The following is a 26,868-nucleotide window of genomic DNA, read 5'->3' as shown; positions in this document are numbered from 1 at the left end:
AGTTCTCCTTGGTTTCAGGTGGTGATGATCAGGCGCAACGCCTGCAGTTGCAGGCTGGCATGGGCGATGTGCAGTGCGGACTCGTCAATCCGGTAAGCGAGATGGTCCAGCTCCTCCTGTCGTATGGACGGGTTCACCGCACGCAGGGCCTGCAGGCGCTCCAGCTCGGCACCCAGCTCTGCACGCATGTTTTGCTCGGCATCGGCAAGCAGCGGTGCAAGGCGCTCTGTCGCCAGGCGGCTGGCGAGCAGCATCTTGTTGTCCACCTCCTGCTGTACCTGCTTGATGATGGCAAGGGCCGTGCTCTTGTTGACGCGTTCGACCAGGCCGTTGAGCCGCTCGTGCGGCACCAGTGCTGCGAGGTCCTTGCCGCGTGCATCGACCAGCAGGCGCAGGGGCGATAACGACAGAAAGCGCTCCAGCTGCAGATTGCGGGGCGCGACACAATTGACGGTAAATACGCACTCCAGCAGCATGGTGCCCGGGGCGATGCCCTTGAGCTTTATGGTGCCGAGGGCGGCGTTGCCCAGTTCGGTGGAGCGGACCATGTCCATGGCCTCAACCAGCATTGGGTGCTCCCAGGTGAGGAAGGCCATATCCTCGCGTGCGAGGGCCTTGCTCCGCGAGAAGGTGACGGTGGTGCCGTCCTCCTGCAGGTGCGGGAAGTGGCCTGTCAGCATATGGTCCGTTGGGCGCAGCACCAGTGTGTGGTCTGAGTGATGCTCATGTTCCACACCATAGGCCTCACACAGAAGTTCGAGGTAGTGTTGCAGCTCGTCGCCGGCCTCCTGACTGCTGATTTCCGCAATCAATTCCCCAGCCACTTCGGCCTTGCAGGAGTTGCGCTCAAGCAGCCGGTCGCGTCCCTCCCGCAGCTCCCGTCGTGTATCCCGGGTGAAGGCCGCGGTATCGGCGATCAGCGTTTCCAGGCTGTCGTCCGGTTTCTGCAACAGCGGCAGCAGGCGCGATGCGAAGCGGTCGAAAATCATGGTGCCCGCGGAGCAGCTCTCCTGGAACAGGTTCAGGCCCCGGTCGTACCACTCCAGCAGCACCTCCTGTGCGCTGTCAGCCAGATACGGCACGTGAATCTGTACATCCTGGGCCTGGCCGATGCGGTCGAGACGGCCGATACGCTGTTCCAGCAGGTCAGGATTGAGCGGTAGGTCGAACAGGATCAGGTGGTGGGCAAACTGGAAGTTGCGCCCCTCGCTGCCAATTTCGGAACAGACCAAGGTCTGTGCCCCGGCAGATTCGTCGGCGAAGTAGGCTGCGGCCCGGTCCCGCTCGATGATGGACAGGCCCTCGTAGAACGCCGCGGAGCGGATGCCCGCGCGCAGGTGCAGATAATGCTCCAGCGTCACGGCTGTTTGGGCCCGGGCGCAAATCACCAGCACTTTTGCCGGGCGCAGGGCTTTCAGGGTTTGCTCCAGCCAGGCCACGCGGGGGTCGAACCCCAGCCAGCTGTCATCGTGGTAGGGGGCTTCGGGGTGCAGTGCCTCGGCAAGGTCGCTGTTGGCATGACGGTACGGGTCGGGTTGCTGCAGTGGGTAGCGGTGCAGCACGCGTTGGGGAAAGCCGCTGATGGCAGCGCGTGTGTTGCGGAACATCACCCGCCCGGTGCCGTGACGATCGAGAATCTGTGCGATCAGGGTGTCGGTGGGTGCAGCCGGGTCCAGTCCTGCGGGCAGGTCAGCCGGCCGCTCGCCGCGTTCCAGGCTCAGGGTGAGGTCGCTCCAGCGACGGTACTGCTGCTCTTCCTCGCGGAAAGCCTCGAGCGAGTGAAAGCGCTCCGGGTCCAGCAGTTGCAGGCGCGCGAAGTGGCTCTCCAGACCGACCTGCTCAGGTGTGGCGGTGAGCAGCAGAAGCCCCGGATTCTGGCGTGCCAGTGCGGCCACGAAACGGTAGTCCTCACCGGGTTGCTCCGGGGACCAGTGCAGGTGATGCGCCTCGTCCACGACCACCAGGTCCCAGTCCGCCTGCAACGCCTGCAGTTGTCGCGCTTGCGAGTCCCGGAACAGGTCGAGGCTGCACAGCACGAGCTGCTCCGCCTCGAAGGGATTCTCGCCATCGACTTCCGCGAGCGGGTCTTCGTCCAGCAGTTCGAGTGGATCCGAGGTGTCCAGGCGCTGGGCATCGAACAGTGAAAAGTGCAGGTTGAAGCGGCGCAGCATCTCTACCAGCCACTGGTGCAGCAGCGTTTGTGGCACCAGCACCAGCACTCGCGAGGCCCTACCCGTAAGCAGCTGCTGGTGCAGGATCATGCCGGCTTCAATCGTTTTGCCCAGGCCGACTTCATCGGCCAGCAGGACCCGCGGCGAGTAGCGCTGCCCCACTTCGTTCGCGATATACACCTGGTGCGGCAGCAGGCTCGTGCGAGAGCCCATCAGCCCCCGTGCACGGGAGCGCTGTAGCCGGTCTATATGCGAGAGGGTGGCAACCCGCAGGGCAAAGTCACTGGTTTTATCGAAGTGGCCGTTCAACAGGCGCTGCTGCGGCGTTGTAATCTGTACGAAAGGGTCCAGCTCCAGCTCGGAAACCGTCACGCTTGCATCGTGGTGATCGGTACCGGTGTAGAGCAGCAGTCCAGCGCTCTCGGTGACTGCCGTCACTGCCAGCTCGCTGCCGTGCACAGTCGAAATGTGGTCGCCCACCTTGAAGCGCAACCGGGTCAGCGGTGCGCTGTCAGCGGCGTAGGTGCGTTCTTCACCCACCGCCGGAAAGCTCAGTGTAACGCGTCGCGGCTCGACCTCGACGATGATCCCCAAACCCAGCTGCGCATCGGCATGGCTGACCCAGCGTTGACCTACGATGTATTCCATGGTGTCCCGTTTGCTGCCGGGCCCCAGGTTACGGCCCGCAAAAGACGCCTAGTCTACCATTGACGGGCAGCCGGGTTGAGGCTTGCGGCGCTTCTGCGCCGAAATTGCCGCGTTTATGCCCGCTCTTCGGGGAAAAACAGCGCCAGACTGTTGCGATAGGCGGCCTGGAGCAGGGTCTCGACGGGCACATCCAGCACGTCGGCCACACGTTCGGCAATGAAGGGCAGGTAGAACGGGGCGTTGGGCCTGCCCCGGTAAGGCACCGGGGTCAGGTAGGGTGCGTCGGTTTCCAGCACCAGTTGCTCCAGCGGCGTTGCGGCGACCACGGCGCGCACGTTGTCGGCGCTGTTGAAGGTGGTGATCCCGTTAAATCCCAGCATGAAACCGGCCTCCAGGCAGAACTCGGCCAGCGGCAGACCCGAGGTAAAACTGTGGATCACGCCCTTGCGCCGCAGCTGCGGTGCGTACTCGGCGAGAATGTCACGGGTATCTTCATCGGCGTCACGGGTGTGTATAACGACCGGCAGGTTCAGGTCCGCGGCCAGTGCCAGCTGCGCGGCAAACACCTGTCGCTGCACGCTCCGGTCGGCGTGGTCGTAGTAATAATCCAGGCCGATTTCCCCAATCGCCACGATTCTGGCGTCCTGTGCCTGCTCGCGAATCCTGGCTGCTACGTTGGCATTGAAGCCCTCGGCTTCGTGCGGATGAATACCCTGGGTGCCCCAGATATCGGGGGCCGTGCGGGTTAACGCGAGCACGCGGTCGAGGTTGGCGGCGGACACGGCAATGGTCACGATGCGCTCAACGCCGACACTGCGAGCGCGCAGCAGGGTGTCCTGCAGTGCCTCCGGTTCCAGGTAGTCGAGATGGCAGTGGGTCTCGATCAGCGGCGTGGCGAATAGCGGTATGTCGCGGCGTTTGCTGTTACTCATGCGGCCTCCGAGTGCGGGTTTGCGGCGCCCGTGCGGGCCGCCTGGAGAGTGCGGGACCGCCGCCGCTGCCGTCCGGCGCGCGTGTCTCCAGTTCGGTGATGGTGTCTGTGATCTGTTCCCATAGCCATTGGTGCAGGGGTGACTGATCCGTGCGGCGGTGCGCTACCAGCATGTAATTCAGCGTGTAATCGCTGCCCGGCGGCGTCGGCAGGGCAACGATGCCACTGGTGATATGGGTGTTTTGCAGAACATAGGCCGGGCCGGGCAGGAAATAGTCGGTACTGCGCAGCACTTCCATCGCCGTCATCAGGTGCGAGGTTTCCAGCGATCCCTGCAGGGGGCTGCGCACGCGCATGAACGCATCTGAGCTGCGCGCCAGCTCGGCCTGCTCCAGGTCGGGGATATAGACACGGATCAGCGGAAAGCTGGCCAGCCGGTCCCAGCTGATCTCACCCTGGGTCAGCGGGTGCCCTGCGCGCACCAGAATCGCGGTGGGCGCGCTCACCAGTTGCTGCACCCGATAGTCAGCGGGGTAATGGGATTGGGCGATATGAATTGCAAAATCCAGACTGCCGGTCGCCAGTGCCTCAAGCTGGTGCTCAAGGCGCGTGATCGTGCGTATGGAGAGTCGCGGTGCCAGTCGATGCAGCCGCTGGATGAATTCGGGAAGCAGCGCGATACCCACGTACTCGGAGAGGGCCACGGTGATTTCGCCCGTGTAGGTGTAGGGGTCAAAGCGTGAGCCGGAGACCAGTCGGTTGATATCGTCCAGTACCCCGCCCAGTTCTGCCGCAAGCTCCAGCGCGCGCGGCGTGGGCTGCATGCCGCGCTGGCTGCGCGTGAACAGGGGGTCGCCAAACAGGGTGCGCAGGCGACTCAGGGTTTTGCTCATGGCCGGTTGCGTGATGTGCAGGCGTTCTGCCGCCCGCGATACACTGCGTTCCTCGAGCAGTGCATGCAGGGCCACCAGCAGGTTCAGGTCGGTTTTGTGCAGATTGAGGGTGTCCACCGCTCAATTATGAATCATTTTCATGGCAAACATAAGAAAAATACATTGGATATATATCGAGAGGCTATCTATCCTTCGCCTATCTCATGAGCGTTTGCGTCCTCAGTGACGGAAGCGCCCATCCAGGTCCAGCAAGTGACAGTTTCAAACCCGCCGTCTGGCGGGTTTTTTTTGCCTGCGCGGCGCCGATTGGCGTTTCGTTGCGGGCACTACGGCGACGGCCAGTGCCTGGTAGGCCTCCTCAAGGCAGTCCCGATAGCGTTCCGGGTCTGGCAGCATGGCGCGGTCAGCGAGCACCGAGACGGTGACTTTGCCGCAATAGCTGAACACCATGTGAAAGATGCCCATACCGGGTGTAAGTACCCCCAGCCCGTAGTAGTCCATCAGGCGCGCTCCCGCACAGTACAGCGGCTGGTCTGGCCCGGCGACGTTGGAGACGACGGTCGACACGTTAAGCGGCAGGTAGCTGGAGAGATGATTGCGCGCCCAGAAATTCGCTACCGGGCGGGTCAGGGCCGGGGTGAACACCCCAGCCAGTTTCAGCATGTCGACCAGCGGGCTGACGCTGCCGGCTTTCTGTGCATCCAAGGAGCTGTGGTGAATGGCCTGTAACTGGGCTGCGGGGTCGGCGATGTCGGTGTGCAGGCATGTGAAGACCGAACCGACCTGGTTATGATCTTCGCTCGACGCCCGACGGGCGCGCATGTTGATGGGAATCGCGGCGGATAGCGCGGCGTCGGGGGCTTCTCCACACTGCTCGAGATAGCGTTGCAGTGCACCGCCGACCACGGCCAGCGCAACATCGTTGAGCTTGACTCCGGCTGCATCCTTGATCGCCTTGAAGTCCTGCAGCTTGAATTCAGCGGCGGTGAATACCCGGTGCGGACTCACCGGTGCGTTAAAGCGGGTCTTGGGGGCCTGCATGTCCAGGCCGGGATAATCGCCCTTGACCACCCCTGCCGCATAGCGCGCCAGCTTCAACGAGTTGCTCGCGGCGCCACTGACCACGCCGGCGACATTCTTGATACCGTTGACGGTAGCGCGGGACAGCAACTCCGCCATGCCGGGTGTGATGTCCACCAGGCGTGGCAGCGGCTCGGGGCTGGCGGCATGGTCCGGGGATGGCACCAGGTCGTGTATCAGCGCGGCGATGCTGTTGCCGCCCATGCCGTCAACCAGCGAGTGATGGATCTTGATCATGACCGCGAAGCTGCCCCTCGGGAGTCCGGGAATGCGATCCAGCCCCTCGATGATGTACGCTTCCCACAGCGGCTTGGACATGTCCAGCGGACGGGAGTGCAGGCGGGCAACCTGGATGCAGAGCTGGCGCCAGTCTCCCGGGCTGGGCAGGGCGATATGCCGCAGGTGGAACTCCACGTCGAAGCGCTCGTCCTTGACCCAGTAGGGACGATCCAGGCCACCGGGTACCTGCACCAGCCGGGTACGAAACAGCGGCTGGTTGTCCAGCCGTCGCTCAAATGTGGCAATGACCTGCTTGAAGCGAACCTTGCCACCCGGCGCTGTCGAAGGGTCGTAGATACCCAGGCTGGCAATGTGCTGCGGCGTGTTGCCCCGTTCAAGGTTGATGAAGGCCGCGTCCAGAATACCTAGCTGTTTCATCGTGGGCTCCGGTTTGCCGGCTGATGACGGATGGAAGATGTGTCTGCGTGGAAGCCGTTATATCATCATTGGTTCGGATGCTCTAGCGAGCGCCGTATGACGTACGTGGCAGCGAGGTAGGCGATGAGGCAGGAGGAGTCTGCAGTGGGCCGGGAGTGGTTGGCCATGCTTTGTGTCGTGCTGCTGGGGGCAGCGCCGTTCGCTGTGGTCAATGCCGCTCCCGGCGCAAGCTATGGCCATGATTTCATCCGCGCCGGCAAGGCATGGCCCGATGAGGCACCGGTTGCGCGCCGTGTGGATGTTGACCCGACCACCCGCCCGGAGTCGGCCGCATTGCAGCGTCAGCGGCTCGATGAACTGGAGATGCAGCAGGGGCCTTATGCCCCCGGCCTGACTGAGCCACTCGCCGATCTGGGACGCAGCCTGTCCCGGTCCGGGGATATCGTCGGCGCGGCGCGCGCCTACAACCGCGCCCTGCACGTGCTGCGCGTGAATGAGGGCCTCTACAGTGACAACCAGTTGCCGCTGATTCGCGAGCTGTTTTCGGTGCATCGCAGCCTGGGCGACTGGCGCGCGCTGGATGCGCGCTACGACTATTACTTCCGCTTGCTGGGCGGCGCGGGCCGGCAGCCCGACGCGCGCGCTGCGGCTGAGTACTTTCGCTGGCAGCGCGAGGCACTGCGGCGCGGGCTGGATGCCAGCGACCACCGGCGTCTGGTGCAACTCTATGAGAGCAACGAACAGCTGTTGACCGCTGCCCGCGACACACTGCCCGCGGAGCAGCGCTGGCCACTGGTCGACAGTCAGTTGCGCAATCTGTACATGATACAGGCCCAGGCCCGTCCTGACGCTTTTTCTTCGCGCAGTGACAGCGCGCTGGGCTTCGGCTTTCGTCAGGAGCCGGTGCAGGAGCTGGATGTCTACGAGCAGCGGCTGGTCACCCTACAGCGTCTTGCGGAGGGCCGTGGCACGGAACTGCTGGTTGAGTTCATTGCAGCACAGGATGTGCGCGACGAGGCGCTGCGTGCCCGCGCCTGGCTCGCACTCGCTGACTGGCGTCATTGGAACGGTGCACAGGGCGATGCACTGCAGGATTACCGCGCGGTAGCAGCGCACCTGCAGGCGACCGGTCAGCGGACCTTGCTCGATGAGTGGTTCGGCAGCCCGGTGGAATTGCCGGATAATGGCGCGTTTCTCCGCGACCCGGGCGAGGGCGGCGTGCTGGTCAGCGCCCGTTTCAGCATCAACGAGCGGGGCGTGGCACGGGATGTCGAAACCGAAGCCTACGACGAGGGCGACAAGGGCTTCGCCATGCGGCTCTACCGCGGCCTGCTGAGAACCCGATTTCGCCCGCGCCTGGAGGACGGTGCGCCGATTGCCAGTACCGGTGTCGAGCGGACCTACCGCTACCTCGACCCGGAAGCCATCAGGCGTTTTCGATCACCATGAGCGCACCGCGCGCTTCAACACTGCCGCGGCAGCGCCAGGGCAGAAGCTCGGCACAGTGCCGATCCACGCAACTCTGCGCCATGTCGAGGAACGTCGAACGCTCAGGGTCGGCAATGACAATGGTCTTCACGCCGGCCTTCACGGCGCGATTGACGAGGTTGGTAACCGGGCGCACCAGTTCATCCCAGAAACACACATCAGCAGCCAGCAACAGGTCATAGCTCGCCAGCTCCCGGGTGCTGATCTGCTCGAAACGTTTCACCTGGTGACGCGTGCTGACCCCGTTCAGGGCGGCAACTGCCTCGAGGTAGGGGAAGACGTCCGGGTCGGCATCCAGCGATGTGACGTCACTGCCCAGCCTGGAAGCGCACCAGATGCCGGCAATGCCCCAGCCGCAGCCGACGTCCAGCACCCGGGCGGCGTGCGCCGGCGGGTGTTTCTGTAGGTAATCCAGCAGCAGGCAGCTCGACTTCCACAGCTTGTTGCCATGAATGCTTGGCAGGTTGCCGCGGCGGCGGACGCGGCGTATCGCCGGATGTGCTGCGGTCGGCATAATCATGCCGCGGAAGCGGCGTTCGGTGCGCGGGCCCCTGCTGTTTGCCGCCACCTCAGTGCGACCGTTCCAGCAGCTCTACATCCTCAGCCTGAGGGCCCTTGTCGCTGGCGGCGGTGTGGAAGGCCACGCGCTCGCCGTCGCGCAGGCTGCGGCGGCCCTCGCCGCGAATTGACCGGAAGTGCACAAACACCTCCCGACCGTCGTCGCAGGTGATGAAGCCGAAACCCTTGGCGCTGTTGAACCATTTGACAGTGCCCTGTTCCCGGTTGCCGGCAGATTGCCGGGCAGCCCGCGCTGGTTTTTCCTGTCTGTCGTTTGCGGCCCGCGGGCCTTGTGTTGCCGACACCGGCCACAGTGCGCCCAGCAGCGCAGAACTGGTGGTGGCCACCGCGAACAACACCAGCAGGGTGGGATCGGGGAAGGGTAGGTCAAGCATGGAGCCCGCCAGCGCGGAGAGCGCCAGTGCAATGAGCAGTGTGATGATCAATTGGGACATTAAGCGCATGGTGTTCCTCGTCAGTTAATGGGTTGACGCCTGTGATGGAGAGCCAGGCGCAATTGAGCAGCCCTGCGGCGGCTGTCGCCGCGGGCAGTCAGTGTGAGACAGGTTAAACCTAAAGCATGGCGTGGGGCCGTGAGCGACCGCCTTTGCAATTCAGAGCTTCTGTACGTCCTCCGCCTGCAGGCCCTTGGGGCCCTCAACCAGGCTGAACTCTACAGTCTGACCCTCATTGAGAGTGCGGTACCCCTCGCCCTGAATCGAGCGGAAGTGCACGAACACGTCCTCGCTGCCTTCCTCGCGGGTTATAAAGCCGAACCCCTTGGCGTTGTTAAACCACTTCACCGTGCCACTTACACGTTCATTCATACCCCTTTCCTCGGTATTTCCTGCCACTTTTTATTATTCCCGGCGCATGTCTGCGACGGGTTCTGAATGCTTGCACCGAGTGTGTGCGTTACAGCTGCGCGATATAATCCGCCTGCCCGCGCAGCTTGTGCAGCGCCTGATCCAGCGCCGCCAGTTTTTCCCGTTCCTTGTCGACCACATCCTGCGGCGCCCGATCAACAAAGTTGCTGTTGCCCAGTTTGCCCTGCAGACGGCCGCGCTCCTTCTCCAGTTTCTCCACCTCACGGCCCAGCCTGGCCAGCTCGGCATCGCGGTCAATAAGCCCGGCAAGCGGTACCAGCAGTTCCAGCTCTCCCACCAGTCCCGTGGCGGCAACCGGTGCCTGGGCATCGGTATCCAGCCATTCAATGCTGTCCAGCCGGGCGAGCTTCTTCAGGAAACCGGCGTTGTTCCGCAGCCGCTCGCGATCCAGATCGCTCCCGTTGCGACACATCAGGTCCAGACCCCGGCCCGGCGGCACGTTCATTTCTCCACGGATGTTCCGAATGCCGACAATCACCGCTTTGAGCCATTCTATCTCCGCATTCGCGGCACTGTCCACGGCGCCGGCATCGCTCTCCGGCCAGGGCTGCAGCATGATACTGGGACCGGTAATGCCTGCCAGTGGCGCGGCACGTTGCCATATCTCTTCGGTGATAAACGGCATGATGGGGTGCAGCAATCGTAGCCAGGTTTCCAGCACGGTGATCAGGGTGTGGCGCGTTCCGCGCAGCTGCTCGGGCGCCGCCTGCTCGTCCCAGAGCACCGGTTTCGACAGTTCCAGATACCAGTCGCAGTACTCGTTCCAGATGAACTCGTAGAGTGCCTGGCTTGCGAGATCGAAGCGGTACTGGTTGATTGCATTCGCTACCGCATCCGCCGTCTCCTGCAGGCGTGAGAGAATCCAGCGGTCTGCGAGGCTGAGTTGCAGAGGCAGGCTCGCGTCAGTGCCGCAGTCCTGCTGCTCGCAGTTCATCAGCACATAGCGCGCCGCGTTCCAGATCTTGTTGCAGAAGTTGCGATAGCCCTCAATGCGGCCTATGTCGAACTTGATGTCCCGGCCGGTGGAGGCCAGCGAGCAGAAGGTGAAGCGCAGCGCATCAGTGCCGTAGGCGGCCAGACCCTCGGGGAACTCGGCGCGTGTCTGCTGCTCGATCTTTTTCGCCAGCTGCGGTTGCATCATGCCCTGGGTGCGCTTGGCCACCAGCGGCTCGAGTGCTATGCCATCGATGAGGTCAATCGGGTCCAGCACGTTGCCCTTGGACTTGGACATTTTCTGGCCCTGGGAGTCGCGCACCAGGCCGTGTACATACACGGTCCTGAAGGGCACCTGGGGCCTGCCATCCGTGTGTTTGAGAAAATGCAGGGTGAGCATGATCATCCGCGCCACCCAGAAAAAGATGATATCGAATCCGGTCACCAGCACATTGGTGGGGTGGAAGGTGCGCAGTTCCTCGGTATCGTCCGGCCAGCCCAGCGTGGAGAAGGTCCACAGCGCCGAGCTGAACCAGGTGTCCAGCACGTCCTCGTCCTGCAGTAGTTCGGTGCCTGCGTCCAGGGCGTATTTTTCCCGGACTTCGGCTTCATTGCGTCCAACGTAGACCTTGCCGTGTGTGTCGTACCAGGCCGGAATGCGGTGCCCCCACCAGAGCTGCCGGCTGATACACCAGTCCTGGATGTCGCGCATCCAGGCGAAATACATGTTCTCGTATTGTTTCGGCACAAACTGGATACGGCCGTCTTCAACAGCGGCGATGGCGGGCTTCGCCAGGTCTGCCACCTTGACGTACCACTGGTCGGTAAGCCACGGCTCCACCACGGCACCGGAGCGGTCACCGCGAGGTACCTTGAGGGTATGAGGCTCGATTTTCTCGAGCAGTCCCAGTGCGTCGAATTCGGCGACGATGGCCTTTCGCGCCTCGAAACGCTCCATGCCAGCGTACGCTGCGGGTGCCTGCTCCCCGTGTTGGGCGGCGTAGCCCTCAAAGGTGAGTACGGTGAATTCGCCGAGAACGTGCGCGTTGCGGTCGAAAATATTGATCAGCGGCAGGTTGTGGCGTTTGCCCACTTCATAGTCGTTGAAGTCGTGTGCGGGCGTGATTTTGACGCACCCGGAACCGAATGCCGGATCCACATAGTCGTCGGCAATAATCGGCACCAGGCGGCCGGTCACGGGCAGGCGTACTTGTTTACCGATCAGGTGCTGGTAGCGAGGGTCCTCCGGATGCACGGCAACCGCGCTGTCGCCGAGCATGGTTTCAGGTCGTGTGGTGGCGACGACCAGATGCCCTGCCTCGCCCTCCAGGGGATAGCGGAAATGCCAGAGCGAACCCTGTTCTTCTTCATTCAGCACCTCCAGGTCGGAGATGGCCGTGTTGAAAACCGGATCCCAGTTCACCAGGCGCTTGCCCCGGTAGATGAGGCCCTGGTCATACAGCTGTACAAAGACTTCACCGACCGCTGCGGAAAGGCCCGGATCCATCGTGAACCGTTCGCGGCTCCAGTCAACCGAGGAGCCGAGGCGGCGGATCTGGCGGGTAATGTTGCCGCCGGATTCCCCCTTCCACTCCCAGACTTTGCTCAGGAAGGCTTCACGGCCCAGATCGTGGCGCGAGACGCCGTTCGCTGCCAGCTGCCGCTCCACGACCATTTGCGTTGCGATACCTGCGTGGTCGGTGCCCACCTGCCACAGTGTATTGTCGCCGCACATGCGGTGGTAGCGCACGAGACAGTCCATGATGGCGTTGTTGAAGCCGTGACCCATGTGCAGGCTGCCGGTGACATTCGGCGGTGGGATCATGATGCTGTAGCTGCGGTCGCCGCCACTGGGCTTGAAATACCCCTGTTGCTCCCAGTGGTCGTACCAACGGGATTCTATTGCGGCAGGTTGGAAGGTCTTGTCCATCGCGTCAGCTGTCCGGGTGCGAAAAGCGCGGGATTATACGCCGCTGAGGTCGTGCTTTTCCAATTGGTAACCTCGGGCTTTGTAAAAGCGCCAGGATTCCCGCAGTACCGCGAGACTGGCTTCGTCCTGGGTCACCACCTCGGCGACCCGGTGGAAACGGGCGAAAAATGCCGGCACCTGTAGCTGCAGGTTGATCAACAGGTCATCGTGCCCGGCAGGCTCTTCGCCCCAGCCGATCGCCACGAGGTCGGAGCCGGGGTCTCCGGCCAGTCCATGTGGCAGGAAACTGCCCGGGCGAAAGGCCCAGAGCAGGGTGTCCAGCGCGCGCGCCTGATCCTGGTCCCGGGCGTGAATATAGATGCGGTGTCCGCGCTGAAACGCCTTGTCGGCGAGGCGGGCGGCGACCTGCAGGCGACGTGCCTCGCCAGCCTGCTGGATCACGTAGAACCCGACCCGGGTCATGTCAGCCTGCGGCCCGGTCCTGCAGATAGCGGGTGAGCATCGCGACAGGACGCCCGGTAGCACCCTTGGGCGCGCTGTTCCAGGCGGAGCCAGCGATGTCCAGGTGCGCCCAGGGGTAACCCTCGGCAAACGCAGCGAGGAAGCAGGCAGCGGTTATCGAACCGCCCTCGGGTCCGCCGATGTTGGCGAGGTCCGCGAAGTTGCTGTTGAGTTGCTTGCGGTAGTCCTCCCACAGTGGCATGCGCCAGCCGCGGTCGTGGGTGACGGTCCCCGCTTGCAGCAGCTGCTCGGCCAACGCGTCGTTGTTGGCATAGACAGCCGAGGCGTGCGAGCCCAGCGCGACGACGCAGGCGCCGGTCAGTGTCGCGATGTCGATGACGGCGGCGGGCTTGAGACGGCGGGCAAAGGTGAGCGCGTCGCACAGGACCAGGCGGCCTTCGGCATCGGTATTGAGAATCTCGATGGTAGTGCCCGACATGCTCTTGACCACATCACCGGGTTTGGTGGCCCGGCCGCTGGGCATATTTTCCGCAGCGGCGATAATGCCGGTGACGTTCAGCGGCAGTGCCATATCGATCACCGCCTGCAGGGTGCCGAGCACACTTGCCGCCCCGCACATGTCGTACTTCATCTCATCCATCTTTGCCCCGGGTTTGATGGAAATGCCGCCTGAGTCGAAAGTGATTCCCTTACCCACCAGAACCTGGGGTGCGCTGCCCGACTTGCCGCCACGATACTCGATGACAATCAGCTTGGCGGGCTCGTCGCTGCCGGCCGACACCGAGAGCAATGAGCCCATGCCCAGCTCGCGCATTTTCTTCTCCTCCAGCACCTGGGTGCGCACTTTGCTGTTGCCGCGGGACAGCTTGCGCGCCTCGCTGGCCAGATAGGTGGGCGTACAGATGTTGCCCGGAAGGTTGCCCAGTTCACGGGTATAGTTGATTCCCCTGCCCAGTGCGGCGCCCTGGTCCAGCGCCGCCTGCGCCTGCTGGCTGGACAGGCCCTTGCCGGGATTGACCGCCAGTTTCTTCAGTGCAAGGGGATCCTTGGGTTTGGAGAGGGTGCGCGTGTAGCGGTAACTGCCAACGGTGATAGTGCGCGCGACCAGTTCCAGCAGCCAGGCGCCCTCCACATCATCGTTCAGCAAATCGGCAGCGTGCAGTAGCGCCTCGGTTGTGCTGCAGGCGTTCAGTGCGGTGCTCAGCCCCTGCACGGTTTCACGCGCGACGGCCGGGTTGAACTTTGCGCGCTCGCCGCAGCCCAGCAGCATCACGCGGTCGGCATTGCCGATTCCGGGCAACAGCTGGGTCTCCCCCGGCTTGCCTTTGAAGTCCCCGAGTTTGAGTGCGGCGCGCAGCGTGCCGGCGCTGTCCAGGGCCTCCGCGGTGGCGGACAGCTCATTGCCGAACACCGCGACAATGGCGCAGCGGGTTTTGCTCTTGGCCGGGTCCGCGCTGGCGCGGGCGATGTTAAAGGTGAGTGTGCTCATTATCGGTGCCTGCTAGTTTTCGTGGGCGGGGAAAAGAGCGCTAGTGTATGATGTACAGCGAAGAAACTGAACCTTTGGCGGTGGCCCCGATCAGGTGCCTGCCACGTTGCAATCTGGGCCTGCATGAAAATCCTGGCGTATCTGACCCGCGACGTCCTGCAACACACCGTTGCGGTGAGTTTTACATTGCTGGTAATCATTTTCAGTGGACGCTTCGTCAAGTACCTTGCCGAGGCCGCGGTGGGCAACCTCGCCGGCGATATTCTGCTGCCGGTCATGTTCTTTCGCCTGCCTGGCTTCCTTGAACTCATTCTCCCGCTGGGTCTCTTTCTCGGCATATTGATGGCCTATGGCAGGCTGTATGTGGAAAGCGAAATGGTCGTGCTTTCGGCCTGTGGCGTCAGCCCCACCCGGCTGGCCGGCTACACGCTGGTGTCGGCCCTGCTGGTGATGACCCTGGTAGCCCTGCTCAGCCTGTTGGTGACGCCGCTGGGAGCGGCGCGCTCGTCGGCGCTGCTGGATGACCCGGAAACATCACAGGGCCTGCAAACTCTCGCTGCGGGTCGCTTCCAGAACCGTAAATCAAGCGGCGTGGTCAGCTATGCCGAGCGCATAGACCCGGACAGTGGTGTGATGCACGCTGTCTTCCTGTCGCAGCAGTCCGCGGTACCGGGTGGGGGCACCCGGTTGACGATCACCGTGGCCTCCGAGGGCGAAATTGTCCTCGATGCCGAGACCGGCGCGCGTTACCTGGAATTACGCGACGGTTACCGCTATAGCGGGCAGCCAGGCGAGCTTGACTATGAGGTCGTGGAGTTCAAGCGCTTCGGCGAGCGCATTCCCGAACCGGAAGGCGGTATTCGCAGTGTACCGCGGGTCGATGCGCGCCCCACCCGGGCGCTGCTCGAATCGCCGGTCGCGGAAGAGCGTGCTGCGTTGCACTGGCGTCTGTCACTGCCGGTTACCGTGCCCATCGTGGCCATTATCGCCCTCGCCCTCAGTCGTACAGACCACCGGCGCGGTCGCTACATCAAGATGGCACCCGCCTTCGCCCTGTACCTCATCTACCTGGTTTTGTTGACCAAAGCGCGCTCGGCCATGGAGGAGGGCGCGGGCCCGCTGGTGTTCTGGGCGGTGCACCTGCTCTACGCTACGCTCGCCCTGGTGCTGCTCTACGGTGACACCCTGCGCCGACGCCTGCGCAGCGGTCGATCCCGGGGAGGCGTCGATGCGCCTGCTTGACTGGTACATCGGGCGGACACTGCTCGCCTCCATTTTTATGGTGCTGCTGGTCATTGTGGGTATCGACGTGGTTTCCGTGTTCATCGATGAATCCGGCAGCCTCAGTGAAACCTACACCTTTCTGGAAATGTCCCGCTATGTCGTATTGACGATCCCCGGTCGCCTCTATGAGTTCATACCCTCCGCAGCACTGATTGGCAGCCTGGTCGGTCTCGGGCAACTGGCAACAGCCAGCGAGCTCACTGTCATGCGTGGTGCAGGTGTATCTATCGCGCGTCTCGTTGTGGTGGTCATGAAGTACGCCCTGTTGGTGGCGTTGGCAGGATTCACACTGGGGGAGGTGGTGGCGCCGCCAGCCGAGCAACTGGCCGAGAGTCGCCGCGCCTTGGCGCAAAGTGCGCCTGGCGGGCTCGCTGGCCGTTACGGCATCTGGAATCGCGAAGGCGATTCCTACCTGTACTTCAATGCGGTAGAGAGTGAAACCGCCCTGCGCGGGGTGGTGCTGGTACAACTGGATGAGCGTCGGCGCATGGTGTCGTCACTTGCCGCGCAGCGTGCCCGCTTCGCCGGTGACCACTGGGTGCTGGAGGACGTGGTGAAAACGGATTTCAGCAGTTGGGAGACGACCCGCGTGCGTGCCGAGACCCTGCGTTGGGACACCGGCATTACACCGCAGTTACTGACCATGGAAGTCGTTTCCCCGGAACGACTGCCCCTGCTTGATCTGCAGCGGTACAGCCACTATCTGCAGCAGCAGGGCCTGGATGCCGACGACTTCGAACTCGCCATGTGGCGCAAGTTGTTGCAGCCTGCCTCCATTGCAGGGTTGGTGCTGGTCGCGATCGCGTTTATTTTCGGCCCGCTGCGCGATGGCACCCTGGGCTTGCGCATATTTGCCGGCGTGCTCGTCGGCGTGGCCTTCCAGATCGGCGAAGACCTGCTGGGCCCGGCGAGTCTGGTATTTGGCTTTCCGCCGCTGTACGCGGCGCTGGCGCCTGTATTGCTGTGCATTGGCGCGGGTGTGGCACTGCTCCTGCGCACCCGTTGAGCCTGTACTGGCGGACTACTTTTTTGCCTTGGGCAGCAGCTGGAGCCGGGTGCCGCTCAGGGTGTCATGCCAGTAGCGCCCCTGTTTGTCGAACAGGCACCACCAGTAGCCCAGACCCGCGGGCAGCAGGGAGACCAGTGTGGCCGCGCAGCGCAGCAGGCAGCGCCCGGTACCAGGAGGCTGGCCCTGCTCATCGACCAGTTTGATCCGCCACGCCTGCATACCCAGGGTTTGTCCCCCCTTGCGCCAGAACAGGGTAAAGAAGATCGCCACACAGCAGACGCTCAGCAACTGCACGATGTGCGGATTCATCTGGTAGTAGTCGACGCCCTCCTCAATGCCAAGCACCCACATTTCCACTGCACTGGCCACGGCAACGGTGACGCCGATCAGCGGTATGACCAGCAGGGTGTCGTACAGCAGGGCGGCGAGCCTGCGCAGTAGCGAAGGGGGGGCGATCGGTTCCTGTTCGGGCATGATGGCTCCTGCTGGATTGAAGGCGCGGAGAGTCTAGCACCGCGTGCGCATTACCGGATTGTAAATTGTTCTGCCGCGCCCGGCAGTGCTACATTGCCGCATCAATCAGGCAGGGGAAAGGCGGATGAACGTGCTGCTGGTGGAGGATGACCGCGCGGTGGCCGATTTTATTGTGTCGGAACTGCAGGAAGCCGGGCATGCCTGTACCCACTGTGCTGACGGTGAGTCAGGCCTCGCGGCTGCGCGCAGCGGCCAGCACGATGTGCTGGTGGTCGACCGCATGCTACCGCGGCTCGACGGACTGGCCCTGCTGCGCAGGCTCCGCGAGGGGGGTCAGCGTACGCCGGTGCTGCTCTTGAGTGCCCTGGGCAGTGTCGACGACCGGGTGCAGGGGTTGCACTGCGGCGCCGACGACTATCTCGTAAAGCCCTTCGCCATGGCCGAGCTGCTGGCGCGTCTGGAAATCCTGGCGCGACACGCGCGGGAGTTGGGTGCCGAGGTGGCAACGCGCCTGCAGGTCGCCGATCTGGAAATGGACCTGCTCAGCCAGGAGGTGCGGCGTCAGGGCGAAGTGATCAGTCTGCAGCCGCGCGAGTACAAGTTACTGGAGTATCTCATGCGTCACGAAGGGCAGGTGGTCACCCGTGCCATGTTGCTGGAGCACGTATGGGGGTATCACTTCGATCCGCAGACCAATGTTATCGATGTGCACGTGTCCCGCCTGCGGCAGAAAATCGACCGCGATTTTTCGCCCCAGCTGCTGACCACGGTACGGGGTGCCGGATACACCCTGGGCGCGGGCTAGGCCATCATGCGCTTCCTGGATGTCGTCAAGAGCCTGACGTTCCGCTATATCGCCAAGTATGTCACCGCGCTCAGCGCCACGGTGTTTCTGCTCCTGGCGGTTCTTTACGCCTATTTCAGTTACGGCTATTTCAGCGAGCTCCGGTCGTCTATTCTGGATGAACTGGAGACCCTGCAAGTTGTGTATGCGGGGCAACAGCTGCCGGGCGTTGAGCAGTATCTGGAGGATCAGCGCAACCTGCCGACGATCGGGCGCTTCAACTACCTGATTGTCGACGGGAATGGCAACAAGATTGCCGGCGATCTGGCGCAGACGCCGCGCTACCGTGAATTTTCCGGTGGCTGGCTCGGCTTCCAGCTGGCGCTGCTCAACTGGGGGGAGCCGGTAGATGTCGATTTTCTCGCCCGGCGGGCGCAGCTCGGTGGCGGAGTCGACGCGCTGGTCGCGCGTAATTATGCCGATGCGATCGCCAGCGGTGGTCTGGTCTTCAACACCCTGTTCAGGGCCATGATTGCCACCCTGCTGCTGGGCATTGTGGGCGGATTTTTCAGCGCCGCTACGACCCTGCACCGGTTTGAACGCCTGAACAGTGAGCTCTCTAGCATTGTGCGCGGGAACTTTTCCCAACGCCTTACGGTGGCGGGAAAGCACGGTTACCCGCGGGAGCTGGCACGGGCGATGAACCAGATGCTGGATCAGATCGGATCATTGATGCAGGGCGTGCGCCTGGTCTCCGACAACATCGCGCACGATCTGCGCACGCCCCTGACACGCATTCGCAATCAGTTGAGCCAGCTGCGGCAGCGGTTGGACGCCACGGGGCAGGACGAGGTTGATCGTATTATCGAGGACTGCGACAGCCTGCTGTCATCCTTCAATGCGCTGCTGCGCATCTCAGCGCTGGAGTCAGGCAGTCGTCCGCCGGTGCATGCCCGTGTGGACCTGTCCAATGTGCTGGCGGATGTGGTTGAGCTGTATGAGCCGGTGGCCAACGAGCGCGATATCCAGCTGCGACTGTCGCTTGCGGCAGGCATTTCCTGCCCGGGCGACACCGACCTGCTGTTCCAGATGTGCGCCAACCTGCTGGACAACGCCATCAAGTACACACCCAACGGCGGACAGATCGAGGTCGGGCTGTCGCGACAGCCCGAGGGCAACGAGATCGTGGTGGCCGATTCCGGGCCGGGTATCGACCCGCTGGACCGCAAGAACGTGTTCCGACGCTTCTTCCGTGTTGAATCCAGCCGTGGCGAGCAGCCCGGGCACGGTTTGGGCCTGAGTCTGGTGCAGGCGATCGTGCATTATCATGCCGGGAGGATTGTGCTCGATGACAATGAGCCGGGGCTGCGTGTCGAGGTTATTCTGCCGGCGGTGGATCAGCCAGACTGATAGCGCTGGTATCCGGTGCCGCGGCGGTGTCTCGTTTGCGGTACTGCGATTCCAGTACGTCGGCGCCGGGCGGCGCGAGGCTGATTCCGGATACGTCCACGTCGCGTGCCGCGGGTCGCGAGGGCGTTTCAAGCAGATCGCTGCCGGGTTCTGCCAGCGACAGCCCTGAGTCGGGGATCGGCGCCGCTGCTGTGTTGCGCTCCAGCGTGGGAATTGTCTCGCCAACGTCGCCCAGTGTGAGGTGGCTGGTGTCCGGCGGTGGCGGCGCGGGCGCACTCGGCGCCGCAAGACGCGCACCCACCTCGGCCACATCGAGCGGGGGTGGCTCGGGAATCGCACTGGGTTGCGCTGCCCGCTCTTCCGGGCGCAGGACATCGCTGCCCGGTGGTGCCAGGCTCAGGCTCGAGGGGGTATCCCGGGGTACTTGCCGGATGATCGGTTTGCCGCCGGCACTCTCGATCGCTTCCCGGTATTTACGCGCTACATCGGCATCACAATCCCGTTTCAACAGTTGCGGTTTGCCGCTGAACAGCTTGTCGAGGGTCTGTTCGCCGGCCTTGAACAGGCGCCCCAGGTTGCGACGCACGGTGGCCTCATCCTGACCATCGAGAAGTTCTCCTGCGAACATGACATCGTAACGGGTATCCATGGGTCGTCCTGCCTGCCCTTGCCTGATTCGAGTATAGGCGTTGACGGCGGGCAGACCAAGCGCCACCCGGTGGGCCGCCACCCGGTGGGGTGTCGTTTGGCGGCCACCCACGCGCTGCCGCAAGCGAGTACCGCCGTGCGCCGATCTCGGGTAAAATTGACCCCACAATTCTGGAGGTTTTATGTCCGTCGAAGAACAGATTCGGGAACAGTTGATCGCCGGTCTGGCGCCTGTGCACCTTGAGGTGGTGAATGAAAGCCACCTGCACAGCGTGCCGCCCAATTCAGAGACCCATTTCCGTGTGGTCCTCGTCAGCGATGCCTTTACCGGCAAACGCCAGGTAGCCCGACACCAGCAGGTGTATGGTCTGCTGGCGGCACAGATACAGGGGCCCGTGCATGCGCTGGCCCTGCACACCTACTCGCCCCCGGAGTGGCAGGCGCGGGAGCAGCCGGCACCGGCTTCACCGGATTGCCTGGGCGGCAGCAAGGCGGAGTCACAGGGGGCGCAGGCATGACGGACACGGTGGTTGCCGCGCTCTACCGTTTCGTCACCCTGGACGACTACCGGGCGCTGCGTGAACCCCTGCTGGATGTGTGTCTGGATGCTGGCGTCAAGGGCACACTGCTGCTCGCCGCAGAGGGCATCAACGGCACGATTGCGGGCTCCCGGGAGGGCATTGACCGCGTGCTTGGCTGGTTGCGTAGCGACCCCCGACTTGCCTTGCTGGAGCACAAGGAGTCGCTGGATACCGCCATGCCGTTCTACCGCATGAAGGTCAAGCTGAAACGGGAAATCGTCACCATGGGCATTGACGGTATCGACCCCAATCGTGTGGTGGGCACCTACGTGGCGCCCCACGACTGGAATGACCTGGTCAACGACCCTGACGTGCTGCTGCTGGATACGCGCAACCGCTATGAATACGGTATCGGCTCCTTTCGCGGTGCCATAGACCCGCAAACCACGTCTTTTCGCGAGTTTCCCACTTTTGTGCGTGAAAACCTTGACCCTGCAAAGCACCGCAAGGTGGCGATGTTCTGCACTGGCGGGATCCGCTGTGAGAAGGCCTCTGCCTTTATGCTGCAGGAGGGATTCGAGGAGGTCTACCACCTGCAGGGCGGTATCCTCAAATACCTCGAGGAAGTGCCAGAGGCCGAGAGCACCTGGGAAGGTGAGTGTTTCGTTTTCGATAACCGGGTGGCCGTCAATCACAGGCTGGAAAAGGGACAGTATGACCAGTGCCACGGCTGTCGCCACCCGATCACGGAAGCCGACAAGGCTTCCGGGCGTTATCAGCGCGGGGTGTGCTGCCCGCAGTGCTACGACAGCCTGACGGAAGACCAGAAGGCCCGATTTGCGGAGCGTCAGCGGCAGATAGAGCTGGCGGCGCAGCGGGGTGAGCAGCATGTGGGTGCGGCGCCGCCACTGCGGCAGCGACGCCGTGCCGCGACTGCCGGGGAGTCCTGATCCGGCATTCGCGGTGCCTCAGCGGCGTGGTGGGGGCGGTGGTGAAAGCCGGGACGGCAGCGCGTTGCGCACCGCCGCTATGGGGACGAAGCGGCTGTCCTGCAGTCCGTCACCTTCCGAAATAATACCGCTCAGGAGCGGCTCTCCGTCATCGTTCAGCTGTATCACGGCGCCGCCGGAGGCGCCTTTGTGTGCCCGGCAGTCACTGTAGCCCAGCGCAGCATTGCTGCGTGTGATGCGGCAGGTGGGGTCGTAACTCAGAATACGGCCCCCGGCGCCGACGCCGGTATCCCTCGAATAACCCGCCATCAGCACAGTTTTCTCCGTGTCGGCCAGCCCCGGGTGTAGTGCCAGTGCTGGAATATCCGCGCGCGCTACCGCTTCCGTCAATCGCAGCAGCGCCCAGTCAGCTGCCATGCTGCCGCCGTCTGCAACCGGACGCGCGCTGATGATGCGCGGCGCCGGGGACCCGGGCAGGAGGGTGAAGGTAATGCGCTTGCTGAGGTCGCGGTACGCCTCCAGGCAGTGCCAGGCGGTCACAATAAGGTCAGCCTCAGGTGCCTCGTCAGCCGCGATCAGCGTGGCACTGCACCGTTCGGTGTGGTGCGTGGCGTGGCCCTGTTCGGTTTTCAGGCCGGGCACGCTGAGTTGGCCTATGGCAGATAGCCAGCGCGGTGACTGTCCGGACAGTTGCTGCCGAGGGTCTTCGCCCGCTGCATTGGCGAAGATGGGCAGGAGCAGTTGCAGGGCGAGCGTGCGAACCAGGGCTTTTTTTCCAGAATGGCTCAACATGTTGGTCAGCCTTGTGCGGTGCATGCTTGGTCATCGCTATCGGGGTCAGTAGCATGGTCGACGAATGCGGTCGAGCAAGCAAGCAGAGGTGAGTATGCAGCAGAGTAAACAGTGTATTGCGGTGGTGACAGGGGCCAGCCGGGGCGCTGGCAAGGGGATTGCACTGGCCCTGGGTGCTACCGGTGCCACCGTGTACATCACCGGCCGCAGCTGGGCCGCGGGTGAGGCCGCGCTACCCGGTTCACTGACAGAGACGGCGCAGGCCATTGAGGCGGCGGGCGGGGTTGCTGTCCCGGTCCGCTGCGACCACAGCGTGGATGCCGACGTTGCAGCGCTGTTCGCACGCGTGCAGCAGGAGCATGGACGGCTGGACATTCTCGTGAATAACGCGACCAGCCTGCACCCGGCGCTCACCGAGACCGGGCCGTTCTGGGAGAAGCCGCTGGATCTGACCACGCTCTGGGACGTGGGCATGCGCTCGCACTACACCGCAAGCTGGTATGCTGCCCCCCTGCTGCTCGCCAACGGTGAGGGGTTGATTGTCAATACGTCGTCCTTCGGTGGACGCATCTACATGCATGGGCCGGCCTATGGTGCCGGCAAGGCTGCGATTGACAAGATGGCGCACGATATGGCGGTGGACTTTCGTCCGCATAAGGTAGCCGTGATTTCCCTGTGGATGGGGTTGTTGCTGACCGAGCGCACGCAGCAGGTATTCGACGCCGAACCGGACAAGTACGCGGATCTGATGGCGACCGCAGAGCACCCGGAATTCAGTGGTCGTGTGATCGCAGCCCTGTGGGCCGACCCGGAGCGAATGGTTCACAGCGGCACGGTGTGCATCGGTGCCGAACTCGGGGAGGCTTATGGTGTGCAGGACATCAACGGCAATCAGCCGCCATCACACCGCGCATTCTTCGGGCCGCCGACGACTTTTGGTGACGCGGTGGTCGAGTAGCCATACCTTAAATAGAGGATGCCGCTCGCCTGTACCTCGCGTTTAATGGCCGTTCGGGCGTACAGTCGTCACTTACAATAGCAATAACAGGTAGCAGGAGGTTTTCATGGCCACTTCATCAGCCGGCGCGATATCTGCGGCGGATACCCACAGTCTGGGTTCGGCGCGCGCCGAAGCCCTTCTCGAAGCTGCCCGCGCGCTCGGGCCCGTGCTCCGGGAGCGCTCTGCCCAGTGCCGCGCCGAACGCAAGGTGCCGGTAGCAACTATCGCCGATTTCCACGCCGCGGGCTTTTTCAAGATGTTGCAGCCCGAGCAGTGGGGTGGCTATGCCATGGACCCGCAGGTGTTTTATTGCGTGGGGCTGGAGATTGCCCGGCACTGCATGTCCAGCGCCTGGGTGTTGGGCGTGGTTGCGGTGCATAATTGGCAACTTGCCGTGTTTGATGACCGTGCCGCCGCTGATGTCTGGGGTGACGATCCGTCGGTACTCATCTCCTCGTCCTACGCACCGGTAGGCAAGGTGACACCGGTCGAGGGGGGCTACCGGCTCAGCGGTCGCTGGAGTTTCTCCTCGGGCAGCGAGCACTGCCAGTGGGCGTTTCTCGGGGCGGTGGTGCCCACAGCAGAAGCGCCCTTCGACATGATGAATTACCGCACTTTCCTGGTGCCGGTGAGCGACTACCGGATTGTGGATAACTGGGACGTGGTGGGATTGCAGGGAACCGGCAGCCACGATGTGGTGGTGGAGGACGCCTTCGTGCCAGAGCACCGCACTCACCGCTCCATTGACGGCTACCTCTGCGACAATCCGGGCAACGCGGTCAACGACGCGCCGTTGTACCGGCTCCCGTTCATGCAGGTGTTCGTGCGCGCCGTGTGCACAGCGAGCCTCGGTGCCTTGCAGGGCTCACTTGACGATTTTGTGGACGTGGCCAAAACGCGGCGTATCGGCCCCAATATCATGAGTGCGGATCCCGCCGTGCGCCGCCTGGCAGCGGAGGTCAAAGCGTCCATCGAGGAAATGAAGCTCACGATGTTGCGGAATTTTGATGCCATGATGGCCTGCACACGCGCCGGTGAACCGATTCCGGTGGAAGATCGCGTTCGTTATCGCTACGATTCCGCCGTCGTGGCCGACCGCTGTCTTGAGCTCTCGGGGCGCATGTTGAAGGCGGCGGGTAGCGGCGGCATCCGCCTGGGGAGCGAACTGCTCGCGCGACACCTGGATATACTGGCGAGCCAGGCGCATGTGGCCAACAATTCACTGCCTTTCGCCGACAATATGGGCGGCGTGCTGTTTGGCGAGGAAAACCGCGACTACGCGATCTGATCTGTGACAGGGGTGAACAACATGGCATACAAGGGACTGCTACCCGAGGGCAATTACGCGGACTGCGCCAACGGCTATCGCATACATTACCTCGATGAGGGGCAGGGCGATGTGGTCGTGTTTCTACACGGCTCCGGCCCGGGCGCGAGCGGCCACAGCAATTTCAAGGGCAACTACCCGGCTCTGGTCGAGGCAGGCTATCGTTGCATCGTCCCCGACCATATCGGCTACGGTTTCTCCGACAAGCCCGACGATGTCGATCACACGCTCGACTTTTTCGTGGAGTGCATCAAACAGACGCTGGATACCGTGTGCGTAGAGCGCTGCACCGTGGTCGGCAACTCGCTGGGTGGTGCGGTGGCCCTGGGGCTCGCGCTGCAGCACCCGCAGCTGGTGGAAAAGCTGATCCTGATGGCGCCGGGTGGCCTGAGTGAATTGCATGAATACCAGCAAATGCCTGGCATGCAGAAAGTGTTCAAGGTGTTCGGTTCTGGCGAGCCGGTAACTCACGAGGTCATGAAGGACCTGTTCGCGACGGGACTGATGTACGATCCGCGTCATGCCACCGACGAGTTGGTGAAAGAACGTATGCAGATCATGCAGATCATGAACGGCCATGTGATGGCAAGCATGAAGATCCCGGTGCTCACCTCGCGCCTGGCGGAAATCCAGTGCCCGGTGCTGGGCTTCTGGGGCATGAATGAGAAAATGATGCCGGAGAACGGGATTCTGGCGATGGCCAAGAACCTCAAGCATATGCGGCTCATCCTGATTTCCGAGTGTGGACACTGGGTGATGGTGGAACACGAGGATCTGTTCAATCGCGAATGTGTGGAGTTCCTGCGTCATGGATGAGGCCGGCCGCATGGCTCTGGGCGATGAGCTCTATCGCGCACTGCGCGAATTCCGTACCCTGGCGCCGCTCACCGAGCGCGCTCCCGACATCACCATCGACGATGCCTACCACATCAGCCTGCACATGCTGAATCTGCGCCTGGAGCGCGACGGGGAGCGCGTCGTCGGCAAAAAAATCGGCGTCACCAGCAAGCCTGTGCAGGATATGCTGGGGGTGTTCCAGCCCGATTTCGGCTTTCTCACCAATGTCATGGAGTTTCCGGATGGCGCGGACATTCCGGTGGCGGGGCACCTGATTCAGCCCCGCGCGGAAGGTGAGATCGCCTTTCGCCTGAAGAAGGACCTGCAGGGCCCCGGGGTGACAGAACAGGATGTCCTGGACGCCACCGAAGCGATCATGCCCTGTTTCGAGATCGTCGATTCGCGCATTCGCAACTGGGAAATCAAGATTCAGGACACGGTCGCGGACAACGCCTCCTGTGGGGTTTATGTGCTCGGCCAGAACGCGGTGGACCCGCGGGATTTCGACCTGCCCAACCTGAAGATGCGCATCTGGAAGAACGGCGAGTTCCACTCCGAGGGGCTCGGTAGTGCAGTACAGGGGAATCCGCTGACGGCGGTGGCCTGGCTGGCCAACACGCTGGGCGAGTTCGGTATCCCGTTCAAGGCCGGTGAAGTGATTCTGTCCGGCTCCCTGGCACCGCTGATCCCTGTCGTGGCCGGTGACAGCATGCGCCTGGAACTCGAGGGAATCGGTGAATGCAGCTGCCGGTTTGTGTGACCAACTGAACACTGATGTGGAAGATGAGCAATGAGTAAGAAAATCAGGGCGGCCATTATCGGCCCCGGCAATATCGGCACGGATCTGTTGATGAAAGCGATGCGCAGTGACGTTATCGAACCGGTCTGGATGGTGGGTGTGGACCCGGAATCGCCCGGGCTGGCGCGCGCCCGTGATATGGGTATCAAGACCACCTGTGAAGGGGTGGACGGCCTGGTGCCCCACATGCGCGAAGACAATATCCAGATCTGTTTTGACGCCACCAGCGCCTATGTCCATGCGGACAACAGCCGCAAGGTGAATGCCCAGGGCGCGGTGATGATCGACCTGACCCCGGCGGCCATCGGCCCGTTCTGTGTGCCCCCGGTCAATCTCAAGAACGCCGTGGCCGAGCGGGCCATGAACGTCAATATGGTGACCTGCGGCGGGCAGGCGACCATTCCCATGGTCGCTGCGGTGAGCCGTGTGCAGGCAGTGAGCTATGGTGAGATCGTGGCAACCGTCAGCTCGCGCTCCGTGGGCCCCGGAACGCGCAAGAACATCGATGAATTTACCCGCACCACCGCCAAGGGTGTTGAGTTGATCGGCGGCGCGCAGCAGGGCAAGGCGATCATTATCATCAACCCTGCAGAGCCGCCGCTGATCATGCGCGATACCATCCACTGCCTGACGGTGGATGAGCCCGACCAGGATGCGATCACCCGCTCGGTGCACGAGATGGTGGCAGAGGTGCAGAAGTACGTGCCCGGTTACACCCTGAAGAACGGGCCCACCTTCGATGGCAAGCGGGTCAGCATCTATATGGAAGTGGCCGGCCTCGGTGACTTCCTGCCGCGCTATGCAGGCAACCTCGACATCATGACAGCGGCCGGCTTGCGCACGGCAGAAATGTATGCCGAAGAAATACTGGCCGGTCGCTTTGTGCCGGCAGCGGCCTGAGGGGGA

Annotated in this window: 24 protein-coding genes and 1 pseudogene; 12 read left to right on the top strand and 13 right to left on the bottom strand. The window is 63.0% G+C overall.

Features of this window, described 5'->3' with window-relative positions:
• Positions 1–14 precede the first annotated feature (14 nt).
• From rapA to R3E49_RS14615, 4 genes are all read right to left on the bottom strand, one after another.
• Positions 15–2,819: an RNA polymerase-associated protein RapA gene (gene rapA, locus R3E49_RS14630; protein ID WP_371295718.1), complete on the bottom strand. Its 2,805-nt coding sequence runs from the start codon at positions 2,817–2,819 to the stop codon at positions 15–17.
• A 113-nt stretch (positions 2,820–2,932) separates the two neighbouring features.
• Entirely contained in the window at positions 2,933–3,751 is an 819-nt protein-coding gene (locus R3E49_RS14625) for a TatD family hydrolase (protein WP_371295717.1), read from the bottom strand.
• Positions 3,744–4,760: a LysR family transcriptional regulator gene (locus R3E49_RS14620; RefSeq protein WP_371295716.1), complete on the bottom strand. Its 1,017-nt coding sequence runs from the start codon at positions 4,758–4,760 to the stop codon at positions 3,744–3,746. Before R3E49_RS14620 ends, R3E49_RS14625 begins: the two co-directional genes overlap by 8 nt.
• 144 nt (positions 4,761–4,904) lie before the next feature.
• Positions 4,905–6,380, bottom strand: a complete 1,476-nt coding sequence (locus tag R3E49_RS14615) for a wax ester/triacylglycerol synthase family O-acyltransferase (protein ID WP_371295715.1) — start codon at positions 6,378–6,380, stop codon at positions 4,905–4,907.
• Between the two features lie 165 nt (positions 6,381–6,545).
• Here R3E49_RS14615 and R3E49_RS14610 point away from each other — a divergent pair, with 165 nt between their 5' ends.
• Positions 6,546–7,829 (top strand): hypothetical protein, encoded by a 1,284-nt coding sequence (locus R3E49_RS14610; RefSeq protein ID WP_371295714.1) that lies wholly within the window; start codon positions 6,546–6,548, stop codon positions 7,827–7,829.
• Here R3E49_RS14610 and R3E49_RS14605 read toward each other — a convergent pair.
• The 6 genes and pseudogenes from R3E49_RS14605 to R3E49_RS14580 form a co-directional block, all read right to left on the bottom strand.
• Complete coding sequence (locus tag R3E49_RS14605; RefSeq protein WP_371295713.1) at positions 7,807–8,382, bottom strand: methyltransferase; 576 nt, start codon at positions 8,380–8,382, stop codon at positions 7,807–7,809. The genes R3E49_RS14610 and R3E49_RS14605 overlap by 23 nt on opposite strands.
• A gap of 55 nt (positions 8,383–8,437) precedes the next feature.
• Positions 8,438–8,650: pseudogene (locus R3E49_RS14600) on the bottom strand (cold-shock protein); the annotation flags it as partial.
• A gap of 390 nt (positions 8,651–9,040) precedes the next feature.
• Positions 9,041–9,253, bottom strand: a complete 213-nt coding sequence (locus tag R3E49_RS14595; protein ID WP_290744330.1) for a cold-shock protein — start codon at positions 9,251–9,253, stop codon at positions 9,041–9,043.
• Positions 9,254–9,341: 88 nt separating this feature from the next.
• A complete protein-coding gene (locus tag R3E49_RS14590) occupies positions 9,342–12,176 on the bottom strand; it encodes a valine--tRNA ligase (RefSeq protein ID WP_371295712.1) in 2,835 nt (944 codons plus the stop codon).
• 33 nt (positions 12,177–12,209) lie between these two features.
• Positions 12,210–12,638 (bottom strand): DNA polymerase III subunit chi, encoded by a 429-nt coding sequence (locus R3E49_RS14585; RefSeq protein WP_371295711.1) that lies wholly within the window; start codon positions 12,636–12,638, stop codon positions 12,210–12,212.
• Position 12,639: 1 nt separating this feature from the next.
• Positions 12,640–14,127, bottom strand: coding sequence for a leucyl aminopeptidase (locus R3E49_RS14580; RefSeq protein WP_371295710.1), 1,488 nt, complete (start codon positions 14,125–14,127; stop codon positions 12,640–12,642).
• Positions 14,128–14,250: 123 nt separating this feature from the next.
• On the opposite strand from R3E49_RS14580, the gene lptF reads away from it, so the two are divergent.
• Both lptF and lptG read left to right on the top strand, forming a co-directional pair.
• A complete protein-coding gene (lptF, locus tag R3E49_RS14575) occupies positions 14,251–15,369 on the top strand; it encodes an LPS export ABC transporter permease LptF (RefSeq protein ID WP_371295709.1) in 1,119 nt (372 codons plus the stop codon).
• Positions 15,356–16,417, top strand: coding sequence for an LPS export ABC transporter permease LptG (gene lptG, locus R3E49_RS14570; RefSeq protein ID WP_371295708.1), 1,062 nt, complete (start codon positions 15,356–15,358; stop codon positions 16,415–16,417). Before lptF ends, lptG begins: the two co-directional genes overlap by 14 nt.
• Before the next feature lie 15 nt (positions 16,418–16,432).
• On the opposite strand, the gene R3E49_RS14565 is transcribed toward lptG, so the two are convergent.
• Positions 16,433–16,894, bottom strand: a complete 462-nt coding sequence (locus tag R3E49_RS14565; protein WP_371295707.1) for an RDD family protein — start codon at positions 16,892–16,894, stop codon at positions 16,433–16,435.
• 124 nt (positions 16,895–17,018) lie between these two features.
• Here R3E49_RS14565 and R3E49_RS14560 point away from each other — a divergent pair, with 124 nt between their 5' ends.
• A complete protein-coding gene (locus R3E49_RS14560) occupies positions 17,019–17,699 on the top strand; it encodes a response regulator transcription factor (protein WP_371295706.1) in 681 nt (226 codons plus the stop codon).
• Between the two features lie 6 nt (positions 17,700–17,705).
• A complete protein-coding gene (locus R3E49_RS14555; RefSeq protein ID WP_371295705.1) occupies positions 17,706–19,088 on the top strand; it encodes an ATP-binding protein in 1,383 nt (460 codons plus the stop codon).
• On the opposite strand, the gene R3E49_RS14550 is transcribed toward R3E49_RS14555, so the two are convergent.
• The gene (locus R3E49_RS14550) at positions 19,057–19,737 is read right to left on the bottom strand and encodes a hypothetical protein (protein ID WP_371295704.1); all 681 of its coding nucleotides are present in this window, start codon (positions 19,735–19,737) and stop codon (positions 19,057–19,059) included. The genes R3E49_RS14555 and R3E49_RS14550 overlap by 32 nt on opposite strands.
• A gap of 181 nt (positions 19,738–19,918) precedes the next feature.
• On the opposite strand from R3E49_RS14550, the gene R3E49_RS14545 reads away from it, so the two are divergent.
• The gene (locus R3E49_RS14545; protein ID WP_371295703.1) at positions 19,919–20,254 is read left to right on the top strand and encodes a BolA family protein; all 336 of its coding nucleotides are present in this window, start codon (positions 19,919–19,921) and stop codon (positions 20,252–20,254) included.
• A complete protein-coding gene (locus tag R3E49_RS14540; protein ID WP_371295702.1) occupies positions 20,251–21,207 on the top strand; it encodes a rhodanese-related sulfurtransferase in 957 nt (318 codons plus the stop codon). Before R3E49_RS14545 ends, R3E49_RS14540 begins: the two co-directional genes overlap by 4 nt.
• Positions 21,208–21,225: 18 nt before the next feature.
• Here the strand turns inward: R3E49_RS14540 and R3E49_RS14535 are convergent, their stop codons facing one another.
• Entirely contained in the window at positions 21,226–21,999 is a 774-nt protein-coding gene (locus tag R3E49_RS14535; protein ID WP_371295701.1) for a serine protease, read from the bottom strand.
• Between the two features lie 94 nt (positions 22,000–22,093).
• On the opposite strand from R3E49_RS14535, the gene R3E49_RS14530 reads away from it, so the two are divergent.
• From R3E49_RS14530 to R3E49_RS14510, 5 genes are all read left to right on the top strand, one after another.
• Entirely contained in the window at positions 22,094–22,957 is an 864-nt protein-coding gene (locus R3E49_RS14530; protein WP_371295700.1) for an SDR family NAD(P)-dependent oxidoreductase, read from the top strand.
• A gap of 106 nt (positions 22,958–23,063) precedes the next feature.
• Complete coding sequence (locus R3E49_RS14525; RefSeq protein WP_371295699.1) at positions 23,064–24,287, top strand: acyl-CoA dehydrogenase family protein; 1,224 nt, start codon at positions 23,064–23,066, stop codon at positions 24,285–24,287.
• Positions 24,288–24,308: 21 nt separating this feature from the next.
• Complete coding sequence (locus R3E49_RS14520) at positions 24,309–25,142, top strand: alpha/beta fold hydrolase (RefSeq protein WP_371295698.1); 834 nt, start codon at positions 24,309–24,311, stop codon at positions 25,140–25,142.
• Positions 25,135–25,923: a fumarylacetoacetate hydrolase family protein gene (locus R3E49_RS14515; RefSeq protein WP_371295697.1), complete on the top strand. Its 789-nt coding sequence runs from the start codon at positions 25,135–25,137 to the stop codon at positions 25,921–25,923. The genes R3E49_RS14520 and R3E49_RS14515 overlap by 8 nt, the downstream gene beginning before the upstream one ends.
• 30 nt (positions 25,924–25,953) lie before the next feature.
• The gene (locus tag R3E49_RS14510; RefSeq protein ID WP_371295696.1) at positions 25,954–26,862 is read left to right on the top strand and encodes an acetaldehyde dehydrogenase (acetylating); all 909 of its coding nucleotides are present in this window, start codon (positions 25,954–25,956) and stop codon (positions 26,860–26,862) included.
• Positions 26,863–26,868: the final 6 nt, after the last annotated feature.

The organism is Haliea sp., assembly GCF_041395985.1.
GTDB lineage: Bacteria > Pseudomonadota > Gammaproteobacteria > Pseudomonadales > Halieaceae > Haliea.
This window is presented reverse-complemented; position numbering and strand designations above follow the sequence as displayed.

What these genes read in the sequence shown, in the direction of transcription:
- rapA (WP_371295718.1), bottom strand. Translation starts at nt 2,819, where the DNA reads ATGGAATACATCGTAGGTCAACGCTGGGTCAGCCATGCCGATGCGCAG.
- R3E49_RS14625 (WP_371295717.1), bottom strand. Translation starts at nt 3,751, where the DNA reads ATGAGTAACAGCAAACGCCGCGACATACCGCTATTCGCCACGCCGCTG.
- R3E49_RS14615 (WP_371295715.1), bottom strand. Translation starts at nt 6,380, where the DNA reads ATGAAACAGCTAGGTATTCTGGACGCGGCCTTCATCAACCTTGAACGG.
- R3E49_RS14610 (WP_371295714.1), top strand. Translation starts at nt 6,546, where the DNA reads ATGCTTTGTGTCGTGCTGCTGGGGGCAGCGCCGTTCGCTGTGGTCAAT.
- R3E49_RS14605 (WP_371295713.1), bottom strand. Translation starts at nt 8,382, where the DNA reads ATGCCGACCGCAGCACATCCGGCGATACGCCGCGTCCGCCGCCGCGGC.
- R3E49_RS14595 (WP_290744330.1), bottom strand. Translation starts at nt 9,253, where the DNA reads ATGAATGAACGTGTAAGTGGCACGGTGAAGTGGTTTAACAACGCCAAG.
- R3E49_RS14590 (WP_371295712.1), bottom strand. Translation starts at nt 12,176, where the DNA reads ATGGACAAGACCTTCCAACCTGCCGCAATAGAATCCCGTTGGTACGAC.
- R3E49_RS14585 (WP_371295711.1), bottom strand. Translation starts at nt 12,638, where the DNA reads ATGACCCGGGTCGGGTTCTACGTGATCCAGCAGGCTGGCGAGGCACGT.
- R3E49_RS14580 (WP_371295710.1), bottom strand. Translation starts at nt 14,127, where the DNA reads ATGAGCACACTCACCTTTAACATCGCCCGCGCCAGCGCGGACCCGGCC.
- lptF (WP_371295709.1), top strand. Translation starts at nt 14,251, where the DNA reads ATGAAAATCCTGGCGTATCTGACCCGCGACGTCCTGCAACACACCGTT.
- lptG (WP_371295708.1), top strand. Translation starts at nt 15,356, where the DNA reads ATGCGCCTGCTTGACTGGTACATCGGGCGGACACTGCTCGCCTCCATT.
- R3E49_RS14565 (WP_371295707.1), bottom strand. Translation starts at nt 16,894, where the DNA reads ATGCCCGAACAGGAACCGATCGCCCCCCCTTCGCTACTGCGCAGGCTC.
- R3E49_RS14560 (WP_371295706.1), top strand. Translation starts at nt 17,019, where the DNA reads ATGAACGTGCTGCTGGTGGAGGATGACCGCGCGGTGGCCGATTTTATT.
- R3E49_RS14555 (WP_371295705.1), top strand. Translation starts at nt 17,706, where the DNA reads ATGCGCTTCCTGGATGTCGTCAAGAGCCTGACGTTCCGCTATATCGCC.
- R3E49_RS14550 (WP_371295704.1), bottom strand. Translation starts at nt 19,737, where the DNA reads ATGGATACCCGTTACGATGTCATGTTCGCAGGAGAACTTCTCGATGGT.
- R3E49_RS14545 (WP_371295703.1), top strand. Translation starts at nt 19,919, where the DNA reads ATGTCCGTCGAAGAACAGATTCGGGAACAGTTGATCGCCGGTCTGGCG.
- R3E49_RS14540 (WP_371295702.1), top strand. Translation starts at nt 20,251, where the DNA reads ATGACGGACACGGTGGTTGCCGCGCTCTACCGTTTCGTCACCCTGGAC.
- R3E49_RS14535 (WP_371295701.1), bottom strand. Translation starts at nt 21,999, where the DNA reads ATGTTGAGCCATTCTGGAAAAAAAGCCCTGGTTCGCACGCTCGCCCTG.
- R3E49_RS14530 (WP_371295700.1), top strand. Translation starts at nt 22,094, where the DNA reads ATGCAGCAGAGTAAACAGTGTATTGCGGTGGTGACAGGGGCCAGCCGG.
- R3E49_RS14525 (WP_371295699.1), top strand. Translation starts at nt 23,064, where the DNA reads ATGGCCACTTCATCAGCCGGCGCGATATCTGCGGCGGATACCCACAGT.
- R3E49_RS14520 (WP_371295698.1), top strand. Translation starts at nt 24,309, where the DNA reads ATGGCATACAAGGGACTGCTACCCGAGGGCAATTACGCGGACTGCGCC.
- R3E49_RS14515 (WP_371295697.1), top strand. Translation starts at nt 25,135, where the DNA reads ATGGATGAGGCCGGCCGCATGGCTCTGGGCGATGAGCTCTATCGCGCA.
- R3E49_RS14510 (WP_371295696.1), top strand. Translation starts at nt 25,954, where the DNA reads ATGAGTAAGAAAATCAGGGCGGCCATTATCGGCCCCGGCAATATCGGC.